This window comes from Neobacillus sp. Fa239 (assembly GCF_055395235.1).
Genome location: NZ_AP041611.1, coordinates 3,908,648 through 3,933,047 on the forward strand (window position 1 = coordinate 3,908,648; position 24,400 = coordinate 3,933,047).

General features: G+C 39.6%; 31 protein-coding genes. 7 read left to right on the forward strand and 24 right to left on the reverse strand.

What is annotated here, in order from left to right; genetic code table 11:
* Positions 1-118 precede the first annotated feature (118 nt).
* Together ACZ5XR_RS19215 and ACZ5XR_RS19220 are read left to right on the forward strand one after the other, a co-directional pair.
* A complete protein-coding gene (locus tag ACZ5XR_RS19215) occupies positions 119-205 on the forward strand; it encodes a YjcZ family sporulation protein (RefSeq protein WP_464502377.1) in 87 nt (28 codons plus the stop codon).
* 140 nt (positions 206-345) lie between these two features.
* A complete protein-coding gene (locus tag ACZ5XR_RS19220; RefSeq protein ID WP_464497973.1) occupies positions 346-867 on the forward strand; it encodes a DUF309 domain-containing protein in 522 nt (173 codons plus the stop codon).
* Positions 868-889: 22 nt separating this feature from the next.
* Here the strand turns inward: ACZ5XR_RS19220 and ACZ5XR_RS19225 are convergent, their stop codons facing one another.
* The 19 genes from ACZ5XR_RS19225 to ACZ5XR_RS19315 all read right to left on the reverse strand — a co-directional run bounded on the left by ACZ5XR_RS19225 (position 890) and on the right by ACZ5XR_RS19315 (position 17,342).
* Positions 890-1,243 (reverse strand): GNAT family N-acetyltransferase, encoded by a 354-nt coding sequence (locus tag ACZ5XR_RS19225; protein ID WP_464497975.1) that lies wholly within the window; start codon positions 1,241-1,243, stop codon positions 890-892.
* Between the two features lie 375 nt (positions 1,244-1,618).
* Positions 1,619-2,923 carry a diaminopimelate decarboxylase gene (gene lysA, locus ACZ5XR_RS19230; protein ID WP_464497976.1) on the reverse strand — a complete coding sequence of 435 codons (1,305 nt, stop codon included), beginning with the start codon at positions 2,921-2,923 and terminating at the stop codon, positions 1,619-1,621.
* 339 nt (positions 2,924-3,262) lie between these two features.
* Positions 3,263-4,750 (reverse strand): spore germination protein, encoded by a 1,488-nt coding sequence (locus ACZ5XR_RS19235; RefSeq protein ID WP_464497977.1) that lies wholly within the window; start codon positions 4,748-4,750, stop codon positions 3,263-3,265.
* Positions 4,701-5,312: a stage V sporulation protein SpoVABEA gene (spoVAEA, locus tag ACZ5XR_RS19240; RefSeq protein ID WP_464497978.1), complete on the reverse strand. Its 612-nt coding sequence runs from the start codon at positions 5,310-5,312 to the stop codon at positions 4,701-4,703. Before spoVAEA ends, ACZ5XR_RS19235 begins: the two co-directional genes overlap by 50 nt.
* 31 nt (positions 5,313-5,343) lie before the next feature.
* Positions 5,344-5,766, reverse strand: coding sequence for a stage V sporulation protein AB (locus tag ACZ5XR_RS19245; RefSeq protein WP_464497980.1), 423 nt, complete (start codon positions 5,764-5,766; stop codon positions 5,344-5,346).
* Entirely contained in the window at positions 5,756-6,376 is a 621-nt protein-coding gene (locus ACZ5XR_RS19250; RefSeq protein ID WP_464497981.1) for a stage V sporulation protein AA, read from the reverse strand. The genes ACZ5XR_RS19245 and ACZ5XR_RS19250 overlap by 11 nt, the downstream gene beginning before the upstream one ends.
* Before the next feature lie 97 nt (positions 6,377-6,473).
* The gene (sigF, locus tag ACZ5XR_RS19255) at positions 6,474-7,232 is read right to left on the reverse strand and encodes an RNA polymerase sporulation sigma factor SigF (RefSeq protein WP_464497983.1); all 759 of its coding nucleotides are present in this window, start codon (positions 7,230-7,232) and stop codon (positions 6,474-6,476) included.
* A 12-nt stretch (positions 7,233-7,244) separates the two neighbouring features.
* Positions 7,245-7,685 carry an anti-sigma F factor gene (spoIIAB, locus tag ACZ5XR_RS19260; RefSeq protein WP_464497984.1) on the reverse strand — a complete coding sequence of 147 codons (441 nt, stop codon included), beginning with the start codon at positions 7,683-7,685 and terminating at the stop codon, positions 7,245-7,247.
* Positions 7,686-8,036, reverse strand: a complete 351-nt coding sequence (gene spoIIAA, locus ACZ5XR_RS19265) for an anti-sigma F factor antagonist (RefSeq protein WP_464497986.1) — start codon at positions 8,034-8,036, stop codon at positions 7,686-7,688.
* Positions 8,037-8,164: 128 nt separating this feature from the next.
* The gene (locus ACZ5XR_RS19270; protein WP_464497987.1) at positions 8,165-9,337 is read right to left on the reverse strand and encodes a D-alanyl-D-alanine carboxypeptidase family protein; all 1,173 of its coding nucleotides are present in this window, start codon (positions 9,335-9,337) and stop codon (positions 8,165-8,167) included.
* 126 nt (positions 9,338-9,463) lie between these two features.
* Positions 9,464-10,768 carry a pyrimidine-nucleoside phosphorylase gene (locus ACZ5XR_RS19275; protein WP_464497989.1) on the reverse strand — a complete coding sequence of 435 codons (1,305 nt, stop codon included), beginning with the start codon at positions 10,766-10,768 and terminating at the stop codon, positions 9,464-9,466.
* A 12-nt stretch (positions 10,769-10,780) separates the two neighbouring features.
* Positions 10,781-11,599 carry a purine-nucleoside phosphorylase gene (locus ACZ5XR_RS19280; RefSeq protein ID WP_464497990.1) on the reverse strand — a complete coding sequence of 273 codons (819 nt, stop codon included), beginning with the start codon at positions 11,597-11,599 and terminating at the stop codon, positions 10,781-10,783.
* A gap of 13 nt (positions 11,600-11,612) precedes the next feature.
* On the reverse strand, positions 11,613-12,794 hold the full coding sequence (deoB, locus tag ACZ5XR_RS19285; protein ID WP_464497991.1) for a phosphopentomutase: 1,182 nt from the start codon (positions 12,792-12,794) through the stop codon (positions 11,613-11,615).
* Positions 12,795-13,004: 210 nt separating this feature from the next.
* Complete coding sequence (gene xerD, locus ACZ5XR_RS19290; RefSeq protein ID WP_464497992.1) at positions 13,005-13,898, reverse strand: site-specific tyrosine recombinase XerD; 894 nt, start codon at positions 13,896-13,898, stop codon at positions 13,005-13,007.
* A gap of 5 nt (positions 13,899-13,903) precedes the next feature.
* Positions 13,904-14,131 (reverse strand): YqzK family protein, encoded by a 228-nt coding sequence (locus ACZ5XR_RS19295; RefSeq protein ID WP_464497994.1) that lies wholly within the window; start codon positions 14,129-14,131, stop codon positions 13,904-13,906.
* Between the two features lie 160 nt (positions 14,132-14,291).
* The gene (fur, locus tag ACZ5XR_RS19300; protein ID WP_464497995.1) at positions 14,292-14,756 is read right to left on the reverse strand and encodes a ferric iron uptake transcriptional regulator; all 465 of its coding nucleotides are present in this window, start codon (positions 14,754-14,756) and stop codon (positions 14,292-14,294) included.
* A gap of 108 nt (positions 14,757-14,864) precedes the next feature.
* Positions 14,865-15,512, reverse strand: a complete 648-nt coding sequence (gene spoIIM / locus ACZ5XR_RS19305; RefSeq protein ID WP_464497997.1) for a stage II sporulation protein M — start codon at positions 15,510-15,512, stop codon at positions 14,865-14,867.
* A 115-nt stretch (positions 15,513-15,627) separates the two neighbouring features.
* Positions 15,628-16,791 carry an endonuclease Q family protein gene (locus ACZ5XR_RS19310; RefSeq protein WP_464497998.1) on the reverse strand — a complete coding sequence of 388 codons (1,164 nt, stop codon included), beginning with the start codon at positions 16,789-16,791 and terminating at the stop codon, positions 15,628-15,630.
* The gene (locus tag ACZ5XR_RS19315) at positions 16,791-17,342 is read right to left on the reverse strand and encodes an NUDIX hydrolase (protein WP_464497999.1); all 552 of its coding nucleotides are present in this window, start codon (positions 17,340-17,342) and stop codon (positions 16,791-16,793) included. Before ACZ5XR_RS19315 ends, ACZ5XR_RS19310 begins: the two co-directional genes overlap by 1 nt.
* A gap of 71 nt (positions 17,343-17,413) precedes the next feature.
* Between ACZ5XR_RS19315 and mciZ the strand changes: the two genes are divergently transcribed.
* Positions 17,414-17,545 carry a Z-ring formation inhibitor MciZ gene (gene mciZ / locus ACZ5XR_RS19320; RefSeq protein ID WP_464498001.1) on the forward strand — a complete coding sequence of 44 codons (132 nt, stop codon included), beginning with the start codon at positions 17,414-17,416 and terminating at the stop codon, positions 17,543-17,545.
* 66 nt (positions 17,546-17,611) lie between these two features.
* Positions 17,612-18,523, forward strand: coding sequence for an aldo/keto reductase (locus ACZ5XR_RS19325; protein WP_464498002.1), 912 nt, complete (start codon positions 17,612-17,614; stop codon positions 18,521-18,523).
* A gap of 53 nt (positions 18,524-18,576) precedes the next feature.
* Here the strand turns inward: ACZ5XR_RS19325 and ACZ5XR_RS19330 are convergent, their stop codons facing one another.
* The 4 genes from ACZ5XR_RS19330 to ACZ5XR_RS19345 all read right to left on the reverse strand — a co-directional run bounded on the left by ACZ5XR_RS19330 (position 18,577) and on the right by ACZ5XR_RS19345 (position 21,713).
* Positions 18,577-18,819 carry a YqkE family protein gene (locus tag ACZ5XR_RS19330; protein ID WP_464498003.1) on the reverse strand — a complete coding sequence of 81 codons (243 nt, stop codon included), beginning with the start codon at positions 18,817-18,819 and terminating at the stop codon, positions 18,577-18,579.
* Positions 18,820-19,114: 295 nt separating this feature from the next.
* Positions 19,115-19,783: a 3-oxoacid CoA-transferase subunit B gene (locus ACZ5XR_RS19335; protein ID WP_464498005.1), complete on the reverse strand. Its 669-nt coding sequence runs from the start codon at positions 19,781-19,783 to the stop codon at positions 19,115-19,117.
* A 23-nt stretch (positions 19,784-19,806) separates the two neighbouring features.
* Positions 19,807-20,496 carry a CoA transferase subunit A gene (locus ACZ5XR_RS19340; protein WP_464498006.1) on the reverse strand — a complete coding sequence of 230 codons (690 nt, stop codon included), beginning with the start codon at positions 20,494-20,496 and terminating at the stop codon, positions 19,807-19,809.
* Positions 20,497-20,525: 29 nt separating this feature from the next.
* Positions 20,526-21,713, reverse strand: a complete 1,188-nt coding sequence (locus tag ACZ5XR_RS19345) for an acetyl-CoA C-acetyltransferase (RefSeq protein ID WP_464498008.1) — start codon at positions 21,711-21,713, stop codon at positions 20,526-20,528.
* Between the two features lie 148 nt (positions 21,714-21,861).
* Here ACZ5XR_RS19345 and ACZ5XR_RS19350 point away from each other — a divergent pair, with 148 nt between their 5' ends.
* The 3 genes from ACZ5XR_RS19350 (at position 21,862) to ACZ5XR_RS19360 (ending at position 24,000) form a co-directional block, all read left to right on the forward strand.
* Complete coding sequence (locus tag ACZ5XR_RS19350) at positions 21,862-22,767, forward strand: hydroxymethylglutaryl-CoA lyase (RefSeq protein ID WP_464498010.1); 906 nt, start codon at positions 21,862-21,864, stop codon at positions 22,765-22,767.
* A 61-nt stretch (positions 22,768-22,828) separates the two neighbouring features.
* Positions 22,829-22,972 carry a hypothetical protein gene (locus ACZ5XR_RS19355; RefSeq protein WP_464498011.1) on the forward strand — a complete coding sequence of 48 codons (144 nt, stop codon included), beginning with the start codon at positions 22,829-22,831 and terminating at the stop codon, positions 22,970-22,972.
* 95 nt (positions 22,973-23,067) lie between these two features.
* Positions 23,068-24,000: an alpha/beta hydrolase gene (locus ACZ5XR_RS19360; protein WP_464498013.1), complete on the forward strand. Its 933-nt coding sequence runs from the start codon at positions 23,068-23,070 to the stop codon at positions 23,998-24,000.
* On the opposite strand, the gene ACZ5XR_RS19365 is transcribed toward ACZ5XR_RS19360, so the two are convergent.
* Positions 23,997-24,323, reverse strand: a complete 327-nt coding sequence (locus tag ACZ5XR_RS19365) for an iron-sulfur cluster biosynthesis family protein (protein ID WP_464498014.1) — start codon at positions 24,321-24,323, stop codon at positions 23,997-23,999. The two genes, ACZ5XR_RS19360 and ACZ5XR_RS19365, sit on opposite strands and share 4 nt — an antisense overlap.
* Between the last annotated feature and the right edge of the window lie 77 nt (positions 24,324-24,400).

The window sequence follows — 24,400 nt, forward strand, 5'->3', positions numbered from 1 at the left end:
AAATCACCCTTAACGTTTCCCATTATTATTGAAAACATGATGTTTGCCCAAACACTGGACAATTACCTTACATATGATGACAGGGAAAAGACCAATTATTATTTAGGAGGTATTGAATATGACTGACGGTTTTGGTGCAGGTTTTGCGTTAATCGTAGTATTATTCATTCTATTGATTATCGTTGGTGCTTCTTGGATTTGGTAATTTCTTAAGCACTAAAGGCCCGTCTAAATAGGCGGGCTTTTTTTTCGTTTTCGTACCGAGTGTTTTTCATTCCTACTTTATCTTGGTGCCTCAAGATATGCTACACTATACATACCTTGAATTTGATTGGGGGGAACTCATTGTATCCTGCAGAATATATCCAATATTTAGCCCATTTCCATGGAGACCGTGATTATTTTGAATGTCATGAAATCCTGGAGGAATATTGGAAACAAGTTGATCCCGGAAACAAAAAATCCATTTTGGTAGGCTTTATTCAATTAGCGGTTTCAAATTATCATTATAGAAGAGGAAATTTAAAGGGGGCAAAAAAGACGTTAGAAAACTCCTTAATGATTTTTTCCTTCCAAATGGAATCCATTCATTCATTCGGTATTAACGGTCATCAACTTCTTTTGGATGTGAGACAGAGATTATCAGATATTTCACATTCGGTACCCTATAAAAGTAATGAACTTCCGATTACAGACCCAATACTACTCAAAGAATGCCAGATTGCGTGTGATCAAAACGGTTTCAAATGGGGGAATGAAAGTGATCTGGCTATAGAAGATATCGTTCATCGGCATAAATTGCGCGATAGAACAAGTGTCATTAACGCAAGATTCCTTGCGATGAAATTAAGAAAAGACAACGGATAAGATTCGCCGTTGCCTTTTTATATTATGAACATGATTTGCATTTTTCAATAAAAGCTGCCGTATTTTGATTAGCTGTTATTTTTTTATTAGGATACATTTCCTGAAGCGCCTTTACCATTCTTTTGCCAATACCTTGAAAACGATGGGATGGATTAACAGAAATATGTTGAATTTCCAAGCCTTTTGTTTCCTCCAAAATGAGGACTCCGAGAAGACCAATAATATCTTCTTCTTTCCATAAAAAAAGCTGCCAATCTTCTTCTGTTTCATATTCTTTCATCGTCAACTGGAGCTTTTTTAAATCCTTCTCAGTTGGCATGAAGGATAATAAACCCATTGCAATTTTCTCGTATGTCTTCTTATAACGAATTAACATATTGATCCCTCATTATATTATATAAACCTATTGCAGCGTTCGTCGATTTTTTCGCGATTTAAATATAAATATTTATGTATTATATGTAGATTTACTTCATGTTGCGAACACACTTAATCATACAAAATAAATGATTTTCAATCAATCATTATTATTATGAATGCTTTGGAGCTATAAAAATCCAATATAGAATTCCCCATAAAAGCGATAAAACAATAAGAAGGCCGAAAATAACCCATTTGCTTTTTTTCATCAATATTTTCCTCCAAAAAACAGCTGAGGATATTTCACTATTCAACATTCTACACTATTTGACAAAAATAATCTATTTTCTTACGAAAATAGATTATTTTTTGAAAAGCTATGATTGTCCTTTTATCTTAGTGGCAAATCGAGTCTAACAAGATCCTCATACGTCTCTCTTTTTACTACAAGAGCGGCTTTGCCATTCTCTACGAAGACGACGGCTGGACGAGGCAGACGATTATAGTTATTAGACATCGAATATCCATAGGCTCCTGTACAAAATACTGCAAGAATATCATCTTCATTTGTTTTCGGCAATGGTAGATCCCAAATTAACATATCTCCTGATTCGCAGCATTTTCCGGCGATGGAAACCGTCTCATGCGGTTTATCTAAAGGCTTATTAGCAAGGACTGCTTCATATTTTGCTTGATAAAGAGCAGGTCTGATATTATCGCTCATCCCGCCATCGACCGCCAAATATCGTCTTACACCAGGTACTTCTTTAGAGGATCCCACCTTATAAAGGGTAATTCCTGCGTCACCGACAAGTGATCGGCCTGGTTCAATCCATATTTCAGGAAGCGCTAAAGAAAATTGTTCTACTAAATTTTTCACTTCCTCAATAATCGAGTTGACATATTGGTATGGCTGGATGGGCTCATCCTCTTTCGTATAGCGAATCCCAAATCCTCCACCCAAGTTCAAAACCTTCGCTTCAAATGAAAATTGTTTTTTCCAACTATCAAGCTTTTCAACTATTTTCTTTGCCGCTAATAAAAAACCTGTCGTTTCAAAAATCTGTGATCCGATATGGCAATGAAGTCCAAGCACTTCAAAATGTTTAAAGTGAAGCGCTGTGAGCAGTGCCTTCTCTGCTTGACCATTTTGCAGATCAAACCCAAATTTTGAATCTTCTTGGCCGGTTAAAATATAATCATGCGTATGTGCTTCAATTCCTGGGGTAACCCTTAATAATATTTTTACGGTAGTATGTTTCTCATTGCAGACTTCTTTAAGCAATTCAATCTCATGGAAATTATCGACGACAATGCAGCCAATCTTATGTTCGATTGCCATTTCAAGCTCTTCCCGGCTCTTGTTATTACCATGAAAATGAATTCTTTCAACAGGAAAGCCGGCTGCGAGAGCTGTATATAGTTCACCGCCTGATACAACATCAAGCGATAATCCCTCTTCTTCTGCGATCTGCAGCATGGCAATCGTTGAAAACGCTTTGCTTGCATATGCCACTTGCGCTTTTACGTTCTGCTCATCAAATGCTTGTTTAAACCCCTTGGCTCTCTCTCTTATTAAGGCAACATCATATACATAAAGCGGCGTGCCATATTGATGAGCCAGTTCAACCGTGTCAAGCCCGCCTATTTCCAAATGACCTTGGCTATTAATTCCTGTTGTTCCGTAAAAATACATTCTCAACTCTCCCCCACTAGCTTTTTCCATTACACAGCAAAAGTTTATAATAAATAGACAGAATCTATAATAGACACTGCCTATTTTATTTCCTTTTTAAATTAAAATTACTTTAGCATAACAAAGAGTTTTCCGCAATTTATTTCTATAGCACTTTTATACTTGGTTGTTGATTTCCGCTCCGGGCGCTCGCTTTCCGCGGGGAGGTCCGGGAGCCTCCTCGGCGCTTTTGGCGCCTGCGGGGTCTCCCGTGACCTCTTCATCCCGCAGGAGTCGAGCGCCCTCCACTCCAATCAACAGTTGTAAAAAATCAGCATTCGCCTTTAACACAGCCATTTTTTATGAGTTGCTTTTAGGCGATTGTCGGATCCGATTTCTAGGGTGAACAATACTTGGCCTAAATACCGAACCTGGAATAGATCTCCGAATAACAATATGTAGCAATGCTTTTGGTTCGAAAGGAAGAAATGGCCAAAAATAAGGTGTGTTAAGCGCACGCAGCCTGACAAGATAAATAAATAATAAGGTTGTCCCAATAACAAAACCAGGGGTATGGAAAGATACAACAAGAATCAACAAGAAGAATCTGGCCATTTTATTTGCAATACTTAATTCATAACTTGGAGTTGTAAAAGTCCCAATTGCTGATATCGCCACATATAAAATAGCCTCAGGAACAAACAAACCAACGCTGATGGCAATCTGTCCAATCAATATGGATGCGATTAAGCCCATGGCCGTTGAAAGGGGCGTAGGTGTATGGATGGCGGCCAGCCGTAAAAACTCAATCCCGAAATCAGCTAAAAATATTTGAATGACGATCGGGATATTCGTCTGTTCATTCGGCCCGATAAAAGAAAGCTTATCAGGCAGCAATGATGGTTCTAAAACAAATAACAGCCATAAGGGTAATAAAAATATGGAAGTTAGAACCCCTAAAAATCTGGTCCAACGCAAAAATGTCCCCATTGGAGGTGATTCACGAAATTCCTCGGCGTGCTGTACGTGATGAAAAAATGTAGTGGGCGTTATCATCACACTTGGAGATGTATCAACAATAATGATTATATGACCTTCTAATACGTGTGCTGCAGCAACATCTGCTCTTTCGGTATATCTAATAAGCGGAAATGGATTAAATCCCTGTTTTAAAATAAACTCTTCAATCGTTTTATCAGCCATTGGGATCCCATCGATATTAATCGCTTTTAATTCTTTTCTGAGAATATTTAATAAATCAGGATCTGCCACATCCTCTATATAGCATAAAGATACGTCTGTTTTAGACCGTACCCCAACTCGTATCATTTCATAACGAAGCCGTGGATCTCTAATCCTCCTTCTTATTAAGGCCGTATTAAGGATAATATTTTCAACAAAGCCATCCCGTGCACCCCTGACCACCTTTTCTGTATCTGGTTCCTGTGGCGTACGACCGGGGTAACTCCTTACATCAATGACAAAACCTGTGCTCGAACCATCAACAACAACGACAATTAAACCGGATAGGATAAAATCGACCATTTCGGTGAGCGTTTTAATTGGCATTACCGATTGATTGACAAGACGGTTTTCAATTACTTTAAAGAGATCAGTTGATAATTTTTCATGATCATTTATTTCAACTAATTCTTCGACCAACTCAATTGCATATCGAGTGTCAACTAATCCGCTGACGGCATAGATGTGAACATCTTTCTTTAAAACCTTCAATTTTCGAATATTTAAATCAAAGCTTATTCCCAAACCAACCTTTTGTTTCATGTAATGTTCAACTTCATTCACTGATTCCGGGATTGGCCATTTCAGATCCTCTTGACTGCCCATGAAAACCACTCCTTTCAAGTATGAGTTCTACTGCTTTCTTTGTAATAGGCGCCCCAGATTTATAGTGATCACGCCTAGCCATTTTACCAATATCACCGATTCCTACGATAATAGGTACATCCAATTCGTCGAGGCAATAAACAGTATCCCCATTTATTCTCCCGATTTCGAGTTCAGGTATACCATATTTATCGACACCATACGGCGTTAAGTTCCCGTCACGGTCTATGCTTACGTCAACCCTTGACCACTCTTCATGCCTGGAATTTGCAGCAACGGCAATAATCCCAAGCACTTCAATATCCTTATGTAAGGCAACATATTTTAAAGCACTTTCTCCTGCACCTTCACCAACAATACCGCTATCATCAAACATTACAAGAACTGGATCAAATGGAGCTTTGTTTATTAATTTGATAAGTTCAGGACCCGTTAATTTTGATGGATTTCCATGTGACATTGTAATACATCGGCCACCTATTTCTTTGGCAACGCACTCAACAGCCCTTCTCGCATATTCATCCCCATCAGTGATTAAAATTACTCGCCTCGGATTGCTCATTTTGTGATGTCCTTTCATGGCGGAAATTTAATTAACGGTGAATAAAATAAACCCATTGAAAGAGTGATCCGGCTATTTTTCCAAATACAATGGCCATGATTAAATAAATAATTTCATGGTCAAGCCGAATCCGTTTAGCTAAAATAGGCAGAACATTCAATACCTCTGTTAAAGCAGCAGCCAGCATTCCATAAAAAACCCCTCCCGCAAGACCAAGTAAAATTAATAAATAGGATGGGAAATTTAAAACAGGATCTCTTAAACTTCCTAGAACGCCAGCAAGCGCACCAATCACAACGGCCCATTCATAGTGTTGAATCATTTTCTTCGTTTTTGATAATTGTGTGAGTCTAGGGATAATACCGAGAACCGTTAGAAAAGCGACAAAACCTGACCCGACTGCTAATCCACTGGCAAATCCAAAAAAAAGAACGGCTAAAATCTTAATCGTCACCAATTTGCTTCATACTTTCTTTATTTTCATGGATGATCACATAATTATCTAAATCCATTTGATAATTAAACATTTCTACTTCCAGTGGACTAGGCTCTTCGTTGATTCTTTTTTTAAAGACATGATTAAAAAATAAAATCATCCCTAAACCTAAACCCAGCGAATAGGGGATTTGAAAAAGCCATGGCTTTGGCTCCTTTTTCCCTGTAATGATGGTATATATTTTCTCCTGGACACTTCTCATACTTACATCATCGTGAAAATTCATGATAGCCATGGCTGAACCAAAAAACAACAAAAACCAAATTAACAGAAAAAATGGAGCTGAAACACCTTTTTTCTTTACAGTAACTTCAATAATGGTTTGAGCAGGGCCAATCGTTTGAATTTCCAGTTCGGAAGATAATTCGGATATCTTATTGATTACTTGCATGACATCAATAACAACAATGTTCCGATCCTTTTCAGTTATTTGGTAAATCAATAAATTTTCCAACTTTGAACGTTCCGCTTCCGGAGCAATTATTTGGGCTATATTATTTAAGATTATTTTCTCATTTACCCGAGCCTCAACACGATGCCGCATGCGGATGTAGATTGTTTTTTCCAAAACATTCGCTCCCACACATTGATTTCCTCGTATAGGTAGTATAAGTAATTAATATTTTTTCATGTATTTAAAGCCAAATAAAAGACCGGATGAATCTCTAGAGATCCATCCGGTCTTTCATTTGCATTAATATCTTTTTTTCGAGTCTTGAAACCTGCACTTGGGAAATACCGAGCCGTAAAGCAACCTCAGATTGAGTTTGATCCTTATAATATCTCAAATAAACGATTAAACGTTCACGTTCATCAAGCTCCAAAATGGCTTCCTTTAAGGCAATTTTATCAAACCATTTCCCTTCATTGCCATCGTCAATTTGATCTAATAATGTAATGGGATCCCCGTCATTTTCATAGACCGTTTCATGGATGGAGGATGGTGTTCTGCTTGCTTCTTGAGCAAGAATGACATCCTCAGGAGAAAGGTCAAGATATTCCGAAATTTCATTTACAGTCGGTATTCGACCAAAAGTTTTTGATAATTCATCTTTCGCTTTTCTAATTCGGTTTCCCATTTCCTTTAAGGAGCGGCTGACTTTTACAGTTCCATCGTCACGGATGAACCGCTGAATTTCACCGATAATCATCGGAACAGCATAGGTGGAAAACTTGACATCATAGGAAAGATCAAATTTATCAACGGATTTTAATAATCCAATACAACCAATTTGGAAAAGATCGTCCGGGTCATATCCTCTATTAAGAAAACGCTGAACTACGGACCAAACAAGTCGCATATTTTTTTCGACGATTAAATCTCTCGATGCTTGATCACCATCTTGACTCTTTTTTATTAATTCCTTAACCTCATGATCCTTTAGATACGTTTGACTTTTATCGTTTTTGACCTCCACATCCATCGGCAAGTCTCCTTAATTGCATAGCATTTTGCGGCTTTGTAAATGCTTTCGTAATCTTACTTCGGTTCCTTTACCTGGCTGTGTGAGAACCTCAACTTCATCCATGAAATTTTCCATGATGGTAAAACCCATACCGGACCTCTCCAGATCCGGCTTAGTTGTAAATAATGGCTGACGAGCTTCCTCCACATCTACAATTCCTAAACCTTCATCTCTAATGGACACTTCAATCGTATTATCTTCAATGGTTACTTGAATATAGACAAGTCCATCAGGACTATTTTCATAGCCATGGATAATCGAATTGGTTACAGCTTCTGAAACAACCGTTTTAATTTCGGTTAGTTCATCCATAGTCGGATCCAGTTGGGCAACAAAAGCTGCGACAGTGACACGGGCAAATGATTCGTTTTGACTTAATGCGCTAAATTGAAGATTCATTTCATTCTTCATTCAGGCCACCCCCAATCTTTGCAATGCAAACTCTTCAGTCGGCTCCATTTTGATAATTTTAAATAAGCCGGACATATCGAATAATCTTTGTATTGCAGGGGAAATTGCGCAAACAACCATTTCACCATGCACTTGCTTTATTTGTTTGTATCTTCCTAAAATAACCCCTAGCCCAGAGCTATCCATGAACATCAGTTGTTCCAGATTTAATACGATATGACGAATATCTTCCTTTTCAATAATACTTGCTGCTTGTTCACGAAGTTCGTCTGCGGTGTGGTGATCCAGTTCACCGCTTAATCGAATGCATAAAACGCTATGTTTTATTTCCATATCAATGGTAAGACTCACTATCCCTGGCCTCCTTCAACTGGTATAGTGAGTCAATTCTATGCTGAAATGCCAATTTCCTGCTAACAGGACAAAACTAGTCGATATTCGCTAAAAGTAGTGAGTAAACCTTCATTTTCGACATTGCCCTATTGTCCTGATTTTGTAAACATTCCAAAGGCACGCTTATAAAGGGTCCACCATCCAGCCTCTTTAATGTCTTTTGCAGCCACTAATGGACTTTCAAGTTCTACTTTTCCATTTTTTATGAGCTTAATGACCCCAATTTTATCCCCTTTATGAATGGGTGCATTGAGATTTTTTTGCATGATAATTTTTCGCTTTACACCTCTTGTCTTTTCACCCTTATGTGTTAATAACGATAGAGGTTCACTTGTCAAAGCTGCGACCATTTTTTCCTTTCCTTTACTTACATGGACTTTCGTAATAACCTGATTCCGTTTATAAATAGGATGTGTTTCATATTGGTTAAAAGCATAATTCAGCATTTTCGTCACTTGTGCGTTTCGTTCCTTCGAGGTTGGTGCACCAAAAACTACAGCAATAACGCGCATTCCATTTTTCTGAGCAGTTGCCGTTAGACAATATTTGGCTTCTGTTGTAAAACCGGTTTTTAAACCATCGACCCCAGGATAAAACCGGACCAATTTATTTGTGTTAACAAGCCAGAATTTTTTATCCGTATTTTCACGAAGGTAAGCTTCATACATCCCTGTAAATTTAGTGATATCCTCATATTTTAAAAGTTCCTTTGCCATGATAGCCATGTCATAAGCCGAGCTGTAATGACCACTTACCGGAAGACCTGTCGTGTTTTTAAAGAAAGTATCCTTCAATCCCAGCTCTTTTGCTTTCGCATTCATCATGTCAACAAATGCGTCTTCTGATCCGGCAATCCTTTCCGCCATCGCAACAGAAGCATCATTTCCTGAACCGATGGAAATTCCCATTAACATTTCTTTTGTTGTCATTTCTTCGCCCGGTTCAAGAAAAATTTGCGATCCACCCATCGATGCCGCATATTCGCTTGCACGAACTTTTTCATTCCAAGTTAATTTTCCTTTATCAATAGCTTCCATAATCAAAAGCATCGTCATGATTTTGGTCATACTTGCCGGTGGAAGCTCTTCCTTGCTATTTTTCTCATAGAGGACTTTACCAGTATCACGTTCAATTAAAATCGCTGAACGTACATTATTAGCAATTTCAGTGTTTCCTTTTTGTTCAGCCGCAAAGGCGGTTGGAATCCACAAACTGGTAACCATAAAAGATATCATCATTAAAGAGATCAATCGTTTCATTTACATAACCCTCCATTCTTTATATAGTTAACATTTTTTCCAAATCAAACAACTTTATACAATAATTTCCTTAGTGAGCAATAAAAAAGTCCGGGATTACCATCCCGGACTTTTCTAACTTTGATTCTATTCTGTAATTTCCTCGTGAATAAGAATTGGGGCAGCTACTTTGGTTGATGAAACCTTGATATTTTCATATAATTTTTCCTTTACTTCATCAACATTTTCAAAATTGCTGTAGATCGTGACGATAGACTCTCCTCTTTTCACTTCGTCCCCAATCTTCTTTCTTAAAACCAGCCCAACCGCAAGGTCGATAGTTGATTCTTTTGTCGCTCTGCCTGCACCTAATAACATTGCTGCTGTCCCTACCTCGTCAGCAACAATTTCAGAAACAAATCCGTCCTCTTTCGCTTCCAATTCAAACGTAAATTGAGCCTGCGGCAGTTTTGAAGGGTCATCAACAATGCTGGCATCTCCACCTTGAGAGCTTAAGAACTCTTTTAGTTTTTCCAGTGCCGAACCGTCCTTAATCACATTTTTAAGCATAGTACGTGCTTCATCCAATGATCCTGCTTTTTCAGCCAAATAAACCATATGACTTCCAAGCGTTAAGCAAAGTTCCGTTAAATCCTCTGGACCTTCACCCTTTAATGTATCGATGGCCTCTTTCACTTCAAGTGCATTACCAATCGCGAATCCTAACGGTTGGCTCATATCTGAAATAACAGCCATCGTTCTTCTTCCTACATTATTTCCAATCCTAACCATTGCCTTTGCCAGTTCCCTGGAATCATCAAGCGTCTTCATAAAAGCGCCGGCACCTGTTTTCACATCAAGGACAATGGCATCCGCACCAGCGGCAATTTTTTTACTCATGATCGAGCTGGCAATCAGAGGGATACTATCAACCGTCGCGGTCACATCTCTTAAGGCATAAAGTTTTTTGTCAGCGGGAGTCAAGTTCCCGCTTTGACCAATTACTGCAATCTTATTTTTATTGACTAAATCAATAAATTCAGCATTATCTATCTCAACATGAAAACCCTCTACCGATTCCAGCTTATCAATGGTTCCGCCGGTATGTCCCAAACCTCGTCCAGACATTTTAGCAACAGGGACACCCAGAGCAGCAACAAGCGGTCCCAATACAAGCGTCGTTGTATCACCAACACCGCCCGTTGAATGCTTATCAACTTTAATACCTTCTATTTGTGACAAATCAATTTGATCACCTGATTCAACCATGGCCATGGTTAAATCAGCACGTTCTTTTTCCGTCATTCCTTTAAAATAGATCGCCATGGTTAATGCACTAACTTGGTAATCCGGGATGGAGCCATCTGTGTAGCCATTTATAATAAATTTAATTTCTTCTGTTGTTAATTCGTGACCATCTCTTTTTTTCTCAATCAAATCAACCATTCTCATTACAATCACCACTTATCCGATAAATTTAATAATTTCTTTAATATATAAAAGGAAATTTGCTTTTACACGCTCTGTTGTCTCAATGACTTCCTCATGTGCTAACGGCTGGTCGAGAATACCTGCAGCCATATTGGTAATACAGGAAATACCAAGAACTTTCAATCCCCCATGTCTTGCGACAATTACTTCCGGCACGGTCGACATCCCAACAGCGTCACCGCCTATTACTCTTGCCATTCTAATCTCTGCAGGTGTTTCATAAACAGGACCAGTAAATCCGACATAAACCCCTTCTTTCATATCGATGTTTAAGCGGCTGGCAATTTCTTTCGCGGCCGTACGAAGCTCTTTCGTATAGGCTTCCGACATATCAGGAAATCGAACACCAAGACGGGAGTCATTCGGCCCAATCAAGGGATTAGAGCCCATAAAATTAATATGGTCTGTGATAATCATTAAGTCTCCTGGAGAGAAGCTTTCATTTACACCGCCTGCCGCGTTCGTAACGATGAGTATTTCGACTCCTAATTCTTTCATAACGCGGACGGGGAAGGTTACTTTATCAAAGCTATATCCCTCATAGTAATGGAAACGGCCTTGCATCGCGACTACTTCTATATCGCTAAGCTGCCCGAAAACAAGCTGTCCGGCATGACCTTCCACCGTAGAAATAGGAAAATCAGGTATCTCATTGTATGGTATTTTTATCGGGTCCAAAATTTCGTCCGCCAAAACACCAAGACCAGATCCTAAAATCAATCCAATCTTTGGTATCTTTTGATACTTTCCTCTTAAAAAATCAGCTGCATTTTGAATTTTTTCAAAGTTCATTTTCTATACCCCTCTATTTTAATTCTTGAAGAAAGCTCTTTCCGTAATTCGGCATTTTTACATTAAAGTTCTCAGCTACTGTTGCACCTAAATCAGCAAATGTTTCTCTTAGTGGAAGCTCATGGCCTTCGAGCCCTTTAGAGTAAACAAGTAATGGGACATATTCACGCGTATGATCTGTACCTGGAGCAATCGGATCATTTCCGTGATCAGCCGTAATCATTAACAGATCATCGTCTCTCATTTTTTCAAAAACTTCAGGTAACCTGGCATCGTATTCTTCAAGTGCTTTTCCGTAGCCCTCCGGATCACGGCGGTGGCCATAAAGCGCATCAAAATCAACTAAATTGACAAAACTTATCCCCGTAAAATCCATATCAAAGGTTTCTACTAATTTATCCATTCCATCCATGTTGGAAACCGTTCTTATCGCTTTGGTTACCCCTTCCCCATCATAGATATCAGAAATCTTGCCGATGGCGATTACGTCAAACCCAGCGTCTTTTAGTTCACTCATAACGGTCCGATCAAAAGGTTTTAACGCATAATCATGCCGGTTCGCAGTCCGCTTAAAGTTCCCTGGTTCCCCTATAAATGGACGGGCAATTATTCGACCAACCATGTATTTTTCATCTAGAGTCAATTCGCGGGCAATTTTACAAATTTTATAAAGCTCTTCTAAAGGTACAATTTCCTCATGTGCCGCAATCTGAAGGACGGAGTCGGCGGATGTATAAACAATTAAAGCACCCGTTTTCATATGCTCTTCTCCAAGTTCCACAAGGATTTCCGTTCCACTTGCAGGTTTATTGCCAATGATCTTTCGGCCCGTGCGCTTCTCAAGCTCTGACAATAGCTCATCTGGGAACCCTTCAGGGAATACTTTGAAAGGCGTTTGAATATTAAGACCCATAATTTCCCAATGTCCAGTCATTGTATCTTTTCCGTTTGAGGCTTCCATCATTTTTGTATAACAAGCCAACGGTTGATTAGCTTTTTCAATACCTTTAATTTCACGTATATTGCTTAAACCCAACTTCCCCATGTTTGGCATATGAAGTCCGTTCATTCTTTCTGCTATATGTCCAAATGTATCGGCCCCTTTGTCACCAAACCTTTCAGCATCTGGTGCTTCCCCGATTCCTACCGAATCCATAACGATTATAAAAATTCGATTATATCTATTTGCAGCCATTCGTTCTTCCTCCTTATTTGATAACGGTTACAAACAAAAAAAACAATCCGCAACCATATGTTTCCCGTTTTGAATAAGATTAACCAAAAGCAAAATAATTCGTCAGAAGTCTGACATCTATATTTTACTAAAAGATTACGAAATTACAAGAAAAAAGCCACCGTTAAATTTGGCAGCTTTTCGACAATTTCTATATGAACTAGTAAACTATTAAGCTCTTGGAAAAAATTTATTATAAACGTCCTTTATCCTTGTTTTCGTAACCTGTGTATAAATTTGCGTCGTAGAAATATCAGCATGTCCAAGCATCTCTTGGACAGCTCTTATGTCGGCGCCGTTTTCTAATAAGTGTGTAGCAAAGGAATGCCTAAGAGTGTGCGGAGTTAACTCTTTCTCGATGCCTGCCTCTTTTGTAAGTTTCTTTAAAATTTTCCAAAACCCTTGACGCGTTAACCGATGACCTTGGTGATTTAAGAATAAAGCGTCATCCTGGTGTTTATTTGATACAAATTGGGTTCTTCCAGTTTCTAAATAACGTTTTATTGCCTCCGCTGCTTTACTTCCAATTGGAATGATCCGTTCTTTATTTCCCTTTCCAACACAGCGAATAAAACCCATTGTTAAATGGACATTTTCTATATCCAACCCAATAAGTTCGCTGACACGGATACCTGTGGCATAAAGAAGCTCAAGCATTGCCTTGTCCCTTAATCCGTAATGATCATTTGTTATTGGTGAATCTAAGAGGACTTCAACTTCTTGTAAATTTAAAATTTTTGGCGGTGTTTTTTCTACCCTCGGTGTTTCGATTAATACGGAAGGGTCTTGCTCGACCACTTTTTCCCTTAATAAAAATTGATGAAACGAACGAACAGAAGCAATATGCCGTGCCATTGTTTTCGAGGATTTCCCCTTTTCTTTTAAAAAAGCCAAAAAATGGACAATATGGACCCGCTGCACATCATTCATCGAAGAAATAGATTCAACATTTTTTAGATATTGCATGTAACTTTTCAAATCTCTTTCATACGACAAAATGGTATTGACCGCCAAACCTTTTTCCACTATTAAATATTGCATAAAGTCTTTTAAATGCTTTTCCATCGCCTTTACTCCCCATTTAAATAAAACAGCTTCAGTCGATCCACCCAGGAAGGACTGCTATCACTTACTTCACTTGAAACCTTTAAGGCCGCTCCCTGCGGCTCATCAAAGCGATGATAATTTTGATATTCTTCACTTACAAACATGATACCATAGTAAAATAGAATCGTGCACCCGGTGAATAATATAAATACCTTAAGGGTTTGCAGCGCAACTTTAACAAATGAAAACATTTTACTTCCTCCAAACCGCATTGTACTAGTAAAAGGTATGCCAAAATGTACAAGTTTTATACCTAGTCAGCTTGAATTGGAGGGATTTATTCATTTTTATTAATTTAATAGGAAAAATAAAAAGAGGTTGACTCTTTCCCGATGAGCCATCCTCCCCGAATTACTTATTCTTTTCTTCTTCCTTCGCTTTCCCTTGACAACGATAACAAATGCCATGAAAAGTAAGGCGATGATCTTTTATTTTAAAATTCCATTTGTGCTCAACGGTTGCTTCAACATCTTCGAGAAGATCCTCTTGAACTTCATCGACAGCTCCGCATTCTATACAGACAAGATGATGATGAAAATGCGCTGCCCCTTCTTGGCGCAGATCGTAACGTGAAACTCCATCACCAAAATTAATTTTATCAACAATCTTTAATTCAGTTAGCAATTCCAATGTTCGATAAACAGTTGCCAAACCAATTTCCGGCGATTTTTCTTTTACTAGGAGGTACACATCTTCCGCGCTTAAATGATCCTCTTCATTTTCCAGTAAAACGCGAACGGTTGCTTCACGCTGTGGTGTCAGCTTATAACTTGATGAATGCAACTGTTTCTTTATTCTCTCAATTCTAGTTTCCAACTCGAAGTCCCTCCCTCGCCACTGTTAATTCTCATTATAACAGATGAGAAAAGAGATTCAAAATAAAATAATTATAAATAACAATTTATAACAATTATTAAAATATAATTATTTTAAATTAGTAGCATGTATTATGGTTTTCATAAGCACCGGGGACAGAAACGCTTCAATACCTGACGCAGCACAAATGAATATGACCGCTCCAAAAAGCGCAATTATATATCGTTTAAAAAAAGGCATGATAGGCTGTCCATATTTTTTAAGAAATTGCTTCTTGATCATACGTAATGAAAAGATTACTGAAAAGGCTGCCATAATAATAAAAACTGGAATAATGATCAAATTTTGCGGAAGAATCGATCCAAATGCTAACAAAAAACCATTCCAGCGCATTTGACTAACTAAAAAACCTACTGTAAAGCCAACAACCATTCCCTTTAAAAATAAGAGGATCAAAATGATTGGCAACCCAATAATCGAAATTCCCAAAATCCACATGAGGCCAATAAATTTGCTGTTGTGAAAAAAGCTTTGCATAAATAAATCATTGCTTGCTGCCACTTTTCCATTGGAAATTTCTCCAAAAAATTGAGATAAATAATAGAATAGGTCTTCCTTTTGGGTAATACCCATGCTATTGACGACAATGGCGCCGAATATAACGCCCATTAAAAACAACACGATGACAAATAAAAAAATTGAGGAATGCTCACGGAAATAACTAGCGGCATCGGACTGGTACAATCGTTTTTTCATCTGCGTTTCCTCCTACTCAGGTCAATCAGTTAGTAAATTATATGTCTCTCTAGTTTTTCTATGACATAAATATTGCTAGATAATAGTAAAACCCGGCAAAGGCTGCCGGGTTTTCTTAATCTGAGATTTTTCCATATTTACCGCCGCCGCCTGCTGATAAGCTAATTTCTCCTTTTCTCGCCTTCATAATATGATCGGCAATTTTCAGCGGAATTACTTCCTTTAATGCACTGTAGGGAACTTCATGTAAAATGGCCATTTCACTGCCGAAGTGATTCACGAGCTTATTAAGCAGTTTTGGCCCTAATCCGGGAATAAATTCAAGCGGCACCTGATGAACATATGGCGGCCTTTCTGCCGGACTTTTCTCAGCTGTTTTTAATTCTAAAATTCGATCGGCTACCCCCTTTATGATTTTGCTTTTTCCACATAGCTGACAGAATTGGTCTTCTTCGGCAACAGGATTTAAACATTCCGCACAAACAGTCTTATGATATTTGCCAAGCAGAGGGTCGAGACCATAGTTAGCAACGATTCTTCTGCCACCCTCGCCTTTTAATGCCTTTTGTAATTCGTGGAATGTTGGCTTCTCCATGCTAATGACCTGATACTCTCTGGCAATTTTGGCAAGGGAGTGGGCGTCCGAGTTTGTTACAAATGTATAGCTGTGCAATTCTTTTATTTGATCGGCCATGTCAGTATCAGAACTTAAGCCAAGCTCAATTCCATCAATCAAGCCGGGGTCAAATACTTCTGTTAAAGACCGATGAACCCCTTTCCCGTATAAGCTTTTAAAAGGAGTAAAAACATGGGCCGGAATAAAGATTCCACCTAATTGTTTTATCTTTTTTTGCAAATCCAATCCTGTTACATATACGCGCTGCGAGCTAAGCTGGACATTTTTCAAGTTCCCTGTCAGCCACGCGGAAAACTCCTTCATGATGGCTAGCGTAGGGAAATATCCCAGTACATGAATCGGCCCATTACACTGTTCATCGTAAATTTCTAATTCCGAACCAGGTATGACCGTTAAATCTCCAAAAACCAAGCCCCCATCCGGATGCTCCACAAGTTCTCCACCTTGTATCAAACTTTCCATTTCCAAAATGACTTCCGGCGAATGGCTGTCAATAATCCCAACCATATTGAGCCCCTTCTCATGCCGTGCATGCTCAATGATATTGGTAAATGTCAATGATTTTGCCCCTGTAATTTTAACCGGCTTTCCTGTCCAGGTCCTGCCAATATGAATATGTAAATCTACATAATAGTTTTTCATTATTTAGCTAAAGCCTCTTGTAATTGCATATATTGCACAGCGTATATCGTTTTGGCATCGTAGATTTTTTGCTCTTTTACGTATTGGACAGCTTCAGCAAGTGTTAATTCTTCAAGGTTTACAAATTCATCTTCATCCAATGCTGCTGAATCCTCTTTCTTTGAAAGTCCTTTAGCCAGATACACATGAACGATTTCATCAGCAAAACCCGGTGAAGTATAAAAAGAAGTAAGCAGTTCGAGACTTTCGCATACATAGCCTGTTTCTTCCTCAAGCTCGCGGTGTGCACAAAGTTCTGGTTCTTCCCCTTTTTCAAGCTTTCCGGCAGGAATTTCAACAATGGTTCTTTCCAGTGCTTTTCGATATTGTTCAACCATGACAATTTTATTTTCATTGGTGATGGCAAGGATTGCTACTGCACCAGGGTGTTTGATAATTTCACGTTTCGATTGTTTTCCATTTGGAAGTTCCACATCCTGCAGATAAAGGCTGATGACCTTTCCGGAAAAAATCTCTTCACTATGGATCGTTTTTTCATCAAGTTTGCTCATGTCTTTCACTCCGTTCTATCCACTCTAGCATGCTCATACATTTTACCATACTTTATTTGGAGGGGTATCCGATGAAGGTGTATGTGCATGATAAGGGTGTCATTCTTGTTGGAAAAGGGTGGGAAGTGCTTCAAAAGCTTAAGGAATATAATAAAGAATTCGTCTATGTTTCAGACTGGGTCCAGAAGGTTTCTCCAAAATGAAGCCTTCTATTTGTAGTCTGTCCTTTTCTTATTTAAAATTGTAGGAAAAAGGATGGGGGCATTTTTTTGAAAAAAAGAAAACTGGGACGCTCTGATTTATTTGTTAGTGAATTGGGTCTTGGCTGTATGTCCATCGGCACCGATGAAAAAGCAGCCCGCTTGATTATTGAAACTGCTTTGGATGAGGGGATCAATTTTTTCGATACCGCGGATTTATACGATTTTGGTGAAAATGAAATGCTCGTTGGGAAGATGCTAAAATCTGTACGTGACAGGGTAATTATTGCCACAAAGGTGGGGAATCGTTGGACTCCTGACCGTACTGGCTGGTCTTGGGACCCATCAAAGTCCTACATTAAGGAAGAAGTGAAAAATAGCCTGAAACGGCTTGGGACCGACTATATTGACTTGTATCAGCTTCATGGCGGTACTATGGACGATTCAATCGAAGAAACGATTGAAGCATTTGAAGAGCTGAAGAAAGATGGCCATATTCGTTATTATGGAATTTCCTCGATTCGGCCTAATGTGATTCGTGAATATGTTCAGAAGTCCAATATTGTGTCGGTAATGATGCAATACAGCATTTTAGATCGCCGGCCGGAAGAAGAAGCATTACCGCTTCTTCATGAGCACGGGATTAGTGTGGTAACCCGCGGCCCTCTTGCCAAAGGCCTTCTTAGTGAAAGAATGCGTGAAAAAATTGGTGAGAAAGGCTATTTGGATTATCATCTGGAAGAATTACAGGAAGTATTACCCTTGTTAAAAGAAAAAGTTTCTATGGGACGATCATTTTCTGAAATCGCCCTCCAGTATAACCTGGCGAATCCAGCCGTTGCCTCTTGTCTTGCAGGTGCAAGCAGTCCAGAGCAAGTGAAGAGCAACGCTCAAGCAGTTAGAAGCGCTGCACTTTCCGATGTAGAAATTTCGATGATTAAAAAGCTGTCCAAACCGAATTTATACAAGGAACATCGATAGAAAGGAATTGTCCCAAAAGGGTCAGACCCTTTTGGGACAATTTTGTATATTTATTATTTAAATTCTTTCCAGTTCATGCCGCTTTCGTTTAATAGTTCTTCAAACGATTTGTTCTTTTCTTTTAATCTTCTTTCTTCTCTTTTTTTAAACTCTTCTTCCACTCTTTTATTTTCTTCCTCTGCCTTTAGCTGCTCCTGTTGGTCTTTCAGCTGTTTAAGTAAATCGGGATTCATCAGATCCTTCAGCGTGACTACTGACTCATCTTTTTTCTGTTTTGGTTTTGGCTGTTTTTTCATGATAGGTTCCCCCAATCCATCAAATCTTGCTCTTATTATACCATGTTAAAAAATGCTCAAAAATAAAAAAGCAGGCTGATGTGAAAATTCTGCCTGCTTTAAAAAAGAGTGGTTGATTTCCTCTCCGGGCGCTCGCTTTCCGCGGGGCGGGCGGTGAGTGTCCTCGGCGCATTGCGCCTGTGGGGTCTCACCTGTCCCGCTACTCCCGCAGGAGTCGAGCGCCCTCCGCTCCAATCAACTTTTCACAAAACCTATTTAAATATAACAATCATTTAGAAAACAGCCTAAAATAATCTTAATAGGCTTCTAGAACTACGTTATCGTCGACTATTAAGGTAGCTTCAGTTGAATTGACAATATCTTCTACTGTAAAGCCTTTTGCCACTTCTACAAGTTTCAACCTGTTTTCGGTTACATCCATGACTGCGCGGTCGGTGATAATCCTGTTCACGACACCTTTACCCGTTAATGGAAGTGTACATTGTTTTAATATTTTCGATTCTCCCTTTTTATTAACATGCTCCATAATCACAATGATTTTCTGGGCTCCGTGAACCAGGTCCATTGCGCCGCCCATGCCTTTTATCATTTTCCCTGGAATCATCCAGTTTGCCAGGTCACCGTTCTCCGCAACCTCCATACCACCAAGGATCGCTAAATTGATATGTCCTCCGCGAATCATTGCAAATGACTCGGCACTATCAAAATAGGCAGCCCCGCTAATGGCCGTTACCGTTTCTTTACCGGCATTGATTAAATCAGGATCTACTTCTTCCTCACCTGGATATGGTCCGATCCCAAGAAGACCATTTTCAGATTGCAAGACAACCTGTTTATTTTCCGATAGATAATTGGCTACAAGAGTTGGCATGCCGATTCCTAAGTTCACATAAAAGCCGTTTTCAATTTCTTTCTCTGCTCTGATGGCTATTTTTTCTCTAACAGAGATTTTTTCATTTGCCATTGCTCTTTCCCCTTTCTGCAAGTCTATTTTCTGACTGTTAATCTCTCAATCCGCTTTTCCTGCTTCCCTTCAATGATGGATTGAACATAAATACTTGGCGTGTGAATGGAGTTTGCGTCCAGTTCACCAATTTCATATAGTGTTTCCACCTCTGCAATGGTCACCTTTCCGGCCGCTGCAATCATCGGATTAAAGTTTCGCGCTGTTTTATGGTAGATGAGGTTACCCATTTTGTCGCCCTTCCAAGCCCTGACCAGGCTAAAGTCAGCGATTAGAGATTCTTCCAGCAAGTATTCCTTGCCATGGTAGACTTTTGTTTCTTTCCCTTCTGCAATTGGCGTTCCCACCCCGGCAGGCGTATAAAAAGCGGGAATCCCTGCTCCGCCCGCCCGGATTTTTTCTGCCAGTGTCCCTTGCGGCGTTAATTCTACTTCTAATTCTCCTGATAACACCTGTCTTTCAAACTCTTTATTTTCGCCAACATAGGAGCCTATCATTTTTTTGATTTGCTTATTATTTAAAAGGAGCCCCAGCCCCCACTCATCCACTCCGCAGTTATTAGAAATCACGGTTAAATCCTTTATGCCTTTTTCGGCTAACGCTAAAATCAGGTTCTCTGGAATTCCGCACAAGCCAAATCCGCCCACCATTAATGTCGCACCATCATGAATATCAGCGACAGCATCCTGGAAGGATGTACAAATTTTTTTCATTTCGTTCTTTCCCCCTCAATTTTAAGGATTTATGCTAGCTCAACAATGGTGGCTACCCCTTGCCCACCGCCAATACAAAGTGCAGCCAAGCCGATTCTAGAGTTTCTCCGTTTCATCTCATGAATTAACGTGACGAGAATTCTTGCACCGCTTGCTCCGATTGGATGTCCAAGGGCAATGGCTCCACCATTCACATTAAGGATTTCTTTATTAAAATGCAGTTCACAGTCTACAGCCAAAGATTGGGCTGCAAAAGCTTCATTTGCTTCAATTAAGTCCAGCTCTTCCATTGATAATGCTGTTTTTTCCAATACCTTTTTAACAGCTGGTACAGGACCGATTCCCATGATGCTCGGGTCCACCCCTGCATTGGCATTTCCTTTAATGGTCACCAACGGTGTTAATCCCAGTTCGTCGGCTTTTTTCTTAGACATCACCACCACAGCTGCCGCGCCATCATTGATTCCGGAAGCGTTTCCAGCTGTTACCGTGCCATCCTTCTTAAAAGCGGCACGCAATCCCGCCAATTTTTCCGCTGTTGTTCCTTTCTTCGGATATTCATCTGTTTCAAAAATAACTGGTTCGCCTTTTCGCTGCGGGATGACAACAGGGACAATTTCATCTTTAAATTTCCCTGCTTCAATGGCTTTAACGGCTTTCTCTTGGCTCCAAGCCGAAAATTCGTCCTGTTCTTCTCTTGTCAAACAATATTTCTCAGCTAAATTTTCTGCCGTAACACCCATATGGTAGTTGTTAAAAGCACAATGAAGCCCGTCTCCAAGCAAGGTGTCAATTAGCTTCTGATCGCCCATTTTAAAGCCGTCGCGGGCATTTTTTAATAAAAATGGGGCCTGGGTCATATTTTCCATACCACCTGCTACGACAATTTCTGCGTCTCCCGTTAAAATTGCTTGCGTGGCAAGGTGAACAGCCTTTAAGCCTGACCCGCATAATTTATTAATCGTCATGGAGGAAACGCTTTCAGGAATGCCCGCTCTAATGGCAGACTGTCTTGCCGGATTTTGACCAAGACCTGCCTGCAGAACATTCCCCATGATCACTTCATCCACCTGATCCGGTTTGACCCCTGCCTGTTCAAGTGCCCCCTTAATTACCGTTGCTCCTAAGTCGGTTGCTGAAACATTTTTTAAACTGCCGTTAAAATTCCCGATTGCTGTGCGGACTGCACTGACGATTACTACTTCTGTTTGATTCATTTTTCTTCTCTTCCTTTCCAACCTTTTTTACCTTTAATACTTCTAGCACAGTCCTAAAAAATCCTCTAATTTTGTCAAAATTTCATTTATTCTTGATTTTTGTAAATTAACCCCTCTACAATGAAAGTATGAATAATGGAGGGTGAAAATGATGTTAAATTTGCCTAAAAAAGTAACAATTATTGAAGTTGGTCCACGCGATGGGCTGCAAAATGAAAAATTGTTCGTACCGACTGATATTAAAAAGCAGTTTATTTCCGGGTTAAAAAATGCCGGGCTTGAGGAAATGGAGCTGACATCATTCGTATCTCCGAAATGGGTGCCGCAAATGGCGGATGCCGCTGAAATTGTCCTTGATTGCCTCGATGAACGATCAAGGGACATTGTTCTTGCACCAAACCGACGGGGAATTGACCGCGTTTATTCGACCAACTGCAAGGCTGTTGCCGTGTTTGTCGGTGTGAGTAACACGTTTAATCAAAAAAATATTAATAAATCAACTGCGGACAGTCTAGCGGAATTGAAGCCCATTATCGCGGAACTGAAAGAAAAGGGTTACTTTGTCCGCGCCTGTATTTCAACCTCCTTCTATTGCCCTTATGAGGGAAAAATCAATGAGTCGGATACAATCAAGCTTTGCCGTGAATTTGTCCTGGCAGGTGTAGATGAATTAAGTGTGGCCGATACGATCGGGATGGCCGCACCGACGGAAGCCTTTTCCTTATTTTCAAAATTAAAAAATGAATTTACCAACATCCTGCTGACAGCGCATTTTCATGATACCCGCAAGCTTGCTCTTGCGAATATTTTAGCGTCTCTTCAAGCAGGGATTGACCGATTTGACACTTCTGCAGGCGGACTTGGCGGCTGCCCATTTGCTCCAGGGGCAGCCGGGAATGCAGCGACTGAGGATGTGGTCTATTTGCTAGAACGAATGGGAATCAGCACGGGTGTGGATCTTGACAAGCTTGTAAACGCCATTGAAATCGTTCGGCCACATTTGTCACGGACAATTGACAGCGGCTATTTTCAACTCCATAAACAATCCGTATAATGAATAATCACTCTTTCATTCATGCATCTTATTAGGTGAACCAATTTGAAGGGAGCACTGAATGATGAGTCAAAAACGGGATAAAGGAAATAGCCAAAAGGGAAAAAACTATGCAGATTCAGCAGGAGGCGGCAAGCGTATGATGGCTGCTGAAGAAGTGGAAAAAGCGACGCATCCAACCAAAAGACAGAATGCTGAACAGTAATTATTTGAAGCCGCGATTAGTATTTGCGGCTTTTTTCATGTACTATTAGTGTAAATAGGAAAATTATAGTTATTTTCTTCAGGAGGTGCCAAATAATGAAAAAGGCATTTCGCGCTCTGTTTATATTGTTATTTTTCTGGCTTGCGCTTGCCATTTATTTTACCAACCGGATTATGTATATGAAAAAGAAAAATGAGGACTTTATTTTACAGCGGGAAAAAGAAGCGGGGAGATTTAATCAGGATGAATTTAAATCCCTTTCAAAACGGGAGGTTTTAATTCCCTCCCCATTTGGTTATTCCATTAAAGCTCTTCTAGTTGAACCCCATCAAACTAATCGCTATATTATTATTTCTCATGGCGTAACCGAAACAAAAGTCAATTCGGTTAAATACATGAATATCTTTCTGAAACGCGGTTTTAATGCCCTGATTTACGATCATCGGCGCCATGGAGAATCCGGTGGTAAAACAACGAGCTATGGTCATTATGAAAAGTTTGATTTAAAAGCAGTCGTCGACTGGCTTAAAAACGAAAAAGGACCGGATTTGCTGCTCGGAATTCATGGGGAATCAATGGGAGCTTCGACCATGCTACTGTATGCCGGGATGATCGAGGATGGAGCTGATTTTTACATTGCGGACTGTCCATTTTCTGATTTCAAGGCACAGCTTGCGTATCTGATCAAAAAGGATTTCAAGCTTTTCCCCGGCCTATTGATACCAATTGGCGACCTCATCTTACGTTTTCGCGATAAATATTCGATTCAGAACGTTTCACCCATTTCGGTGATTGAAAATATCAAACATCCGATTCTTTTTATTCACAGCCGTATGGATGATTATATTCCGCCAACGATGACACAGGAATTATTCGCGCATACAAAAGGCCCAAAAATGCTATATTTAGCTGAAAACGGACGTCACGCCCAATCATTTAACGAAAATCGTACCGATTATGAGCGGGTTATTGATGAGTTTTTGGAAAAATACGTTTCCGTATTAAAACAGACTATCCAATTGGATTAGTCTGTTTTCATGACGAGGCTCATATAACCGTTCAGGATTTGCTGCGGACTTTTTAGTTGAAAACAATTGGTTGCCGTTGAAAAATCGATTTTCATCTGCTCTTCAAAGAAAACTTCTTTTGACTTTTCGATATAAACCGGCTGGTCATTGGTTTCAATCTTGATGTCATCAGCCTCTAATTCAGCCGCAAACCACAATACTACTACACCATTTACTGCACAACCGCAGCCGTCTGTATCGTATTTTAATTTTAAATAGCCTTTATGGCCGTCAGTTCTTGCCTTTATTTTTTCAGCGGCGGCTGCTGTAATTTCTATCTTCATGTTTAAAGCCTCCTCTATTGTCATATGATGATTGTATCATATGTTTTTTGAAGCTTTTATTTTTCTGCTTAAAGCAG

Bases quoted from the DNA above. Each gene is read 5' to 3' on its own strand.
- ACZ5XR_RS19215 (WP_464502377.1), top strand. From the start codon at position 119: ATGACTGACGGTTTTGGTGCAGGTTTTGCGTTAATCGTAGTATTATTC.
- ACZ5XR_RS19295 (WP_464497994.1), bottom strand. From the start codon at position 14,131: ATGTTTTCATTTGTTAAAGTTGCGCTGCAAACCCTTAAGGTATTTATA.
- ACZ5XR_RS19235 (WP_464497977.1), bottom strand. From the start codon at position 4,750: ATGGGCAGTCAAGAGGATCTGAAATGGCCAATCCCGGAATCAGTGAAT.
- mciZ (WP_464498001.1), top strand. From the start codon at position 17,414: ATGAAGGTGTATGTGCATGATAAGGGTGTCATTCTTGTTGGAAAAGGG.
- ACZ5XR_RS19315 (WP_464497999.1), bottom strand. From the start codon at position 17,342: ATGAGCAAACTTGATGAAAAAACGATCCATAGTGAAGAGATTTTTTCC.
- ACZ5XR_RS19330 (WP_464498003.1), bottom strand. From the start codon at position 18,819: ATGAAAAAACAGCCAAAACCAAAACAGAAAAAAGATGAGTCAGTAGTC.
- ACZ5XR_RS19270 (WP_464497987.1), bottom strand. From the start codon at position 9,337: ATGAAACGATTGATCTCTTTAATGATGATATCTTTTATGGTTACCAGT.
- ACZ5XR_RS19345 (WP_464498008.1), bottom strand. From the start codon at position 21,713: ATGAATCAAACAGAAGTAGTAATCGTCAGTGCAGTCCGCACAGCAATC.
- ACZ5XR_RS19280 (WP_464497990.1), bottom strand. From the start codon at position 11,599: ATGAACTTTGAAAAAATTCAAAATGCAGCTGATTTTTTAAGAGGAAAG.
- spoVAEA (WP_464497978.1), bottom strand. From the start codon at position 5,312: ATGAGCAATCCGAGGCGAGTAATTTTAATCACTGATGGGGATGAATAT.
- xerD (WP_464497992.1), bottom strand. From the start codon at position 13,898: ATGGAAAAGCATTTAAAAGACTTTATGCAATATTTAATAGTGGAAAAA.
- ACZ5XR_RS19365 (WP_464498014.1), bottom strand. From the start codon at position 24,323: ATGAAGATAGAAATTACAGCAGCCGCCGCTGAAAAAATAAAGGCAAGA.
- spoIIAB (WP_464497984.1), bottom strand. From the start codon at position 7,685: ATGAAGAATGAAATGAATCTTCAATTTAGCGCATTAAGTCAAAACGAA.
- ACZ5XR_RS19335 (WP_464498005.1), bottom strand. From the start codon at position 19,783: ATGGCAAATGAAAAAATCTCTGTTAGAGAAAAAATAGCCATCAGAGCA.
- spoIIM (WP_464497997.1), bottom strand. From the start codon at position 15,512: ATGAAAAAACGATTGTACCAGTCCGATGCCGCTAGTTATTTCCGTGAG.
- lysA (WP_464497976.1), bottom strand. From the start codon at position 2,923: ATGTATTTTTACGGAACAACAGGAATTAATAGCCAAGGTCATTTGGAA.
- ACZ5XR_RS19360 (WP_464498013.1), top strand. From the start codon at position 23,068: ATGAAAAAGGCATTTCGCGCTCTGTTTATATTGTTATTTTTCTGGCTT.
- ACZ5XR_RS19275 (WP_464497989.1), bottom strand. From the start codon at position 10,768: ATGAGAATGGTTGATTTGATTGAGAAAAAAAGAGATGGTCACGAATTA.
- deoB (WP_464497991.1), bottom strand. From the start codon at position 12,794: ATGGCTGCAAATAGATATAATCGAATTTTTATAATCGTTATGGATTCG.
- ACZ5XR_RS19310 (WP_464497998.1), bottom strand. From the start codon at position 16,791: ATGAAAAACTATTATGTAGATTTACATATTCATATTGGCAGGACCTGG.
- ACZ5XR_RS19350 (WP_464498010.1), top strand. From the start codon at position 21,862: ATGATGTTAAATTTGCCTAAAAAAGTAACAATTATTGAAGTTGGTCCA.
- ACZ5XR_RS19355 (WP_464498011.1), top strand. From the start codon at position 22,829: ATGATGAGTCAAAAACGGGATAAAGGAAATAGCCAAAAGGGAAAAAAC.
- sigF (WP_464497983.1), bottom strand. From the start codon at position 7,232: ATGGATGTGGAGGTCAAAAACGATAAAAGTCAAACGTATCTAAAGGAT.
- ACZ5XR_RS19225 (WP_464497975.1), bottom strand. From the start codon at position 1,243: ATGTTAATTCGTTATAAGAAGACATACGAGAAAATTGCAATGGGTTTA.
- ACZ5XR_RS19340 (WP_464498006.1), bottom strand. From the start codon at position 20,496: ATGAAAAAAATTTGTACATCCTTCCAGGATGCTGTCGCTGATATTCAT.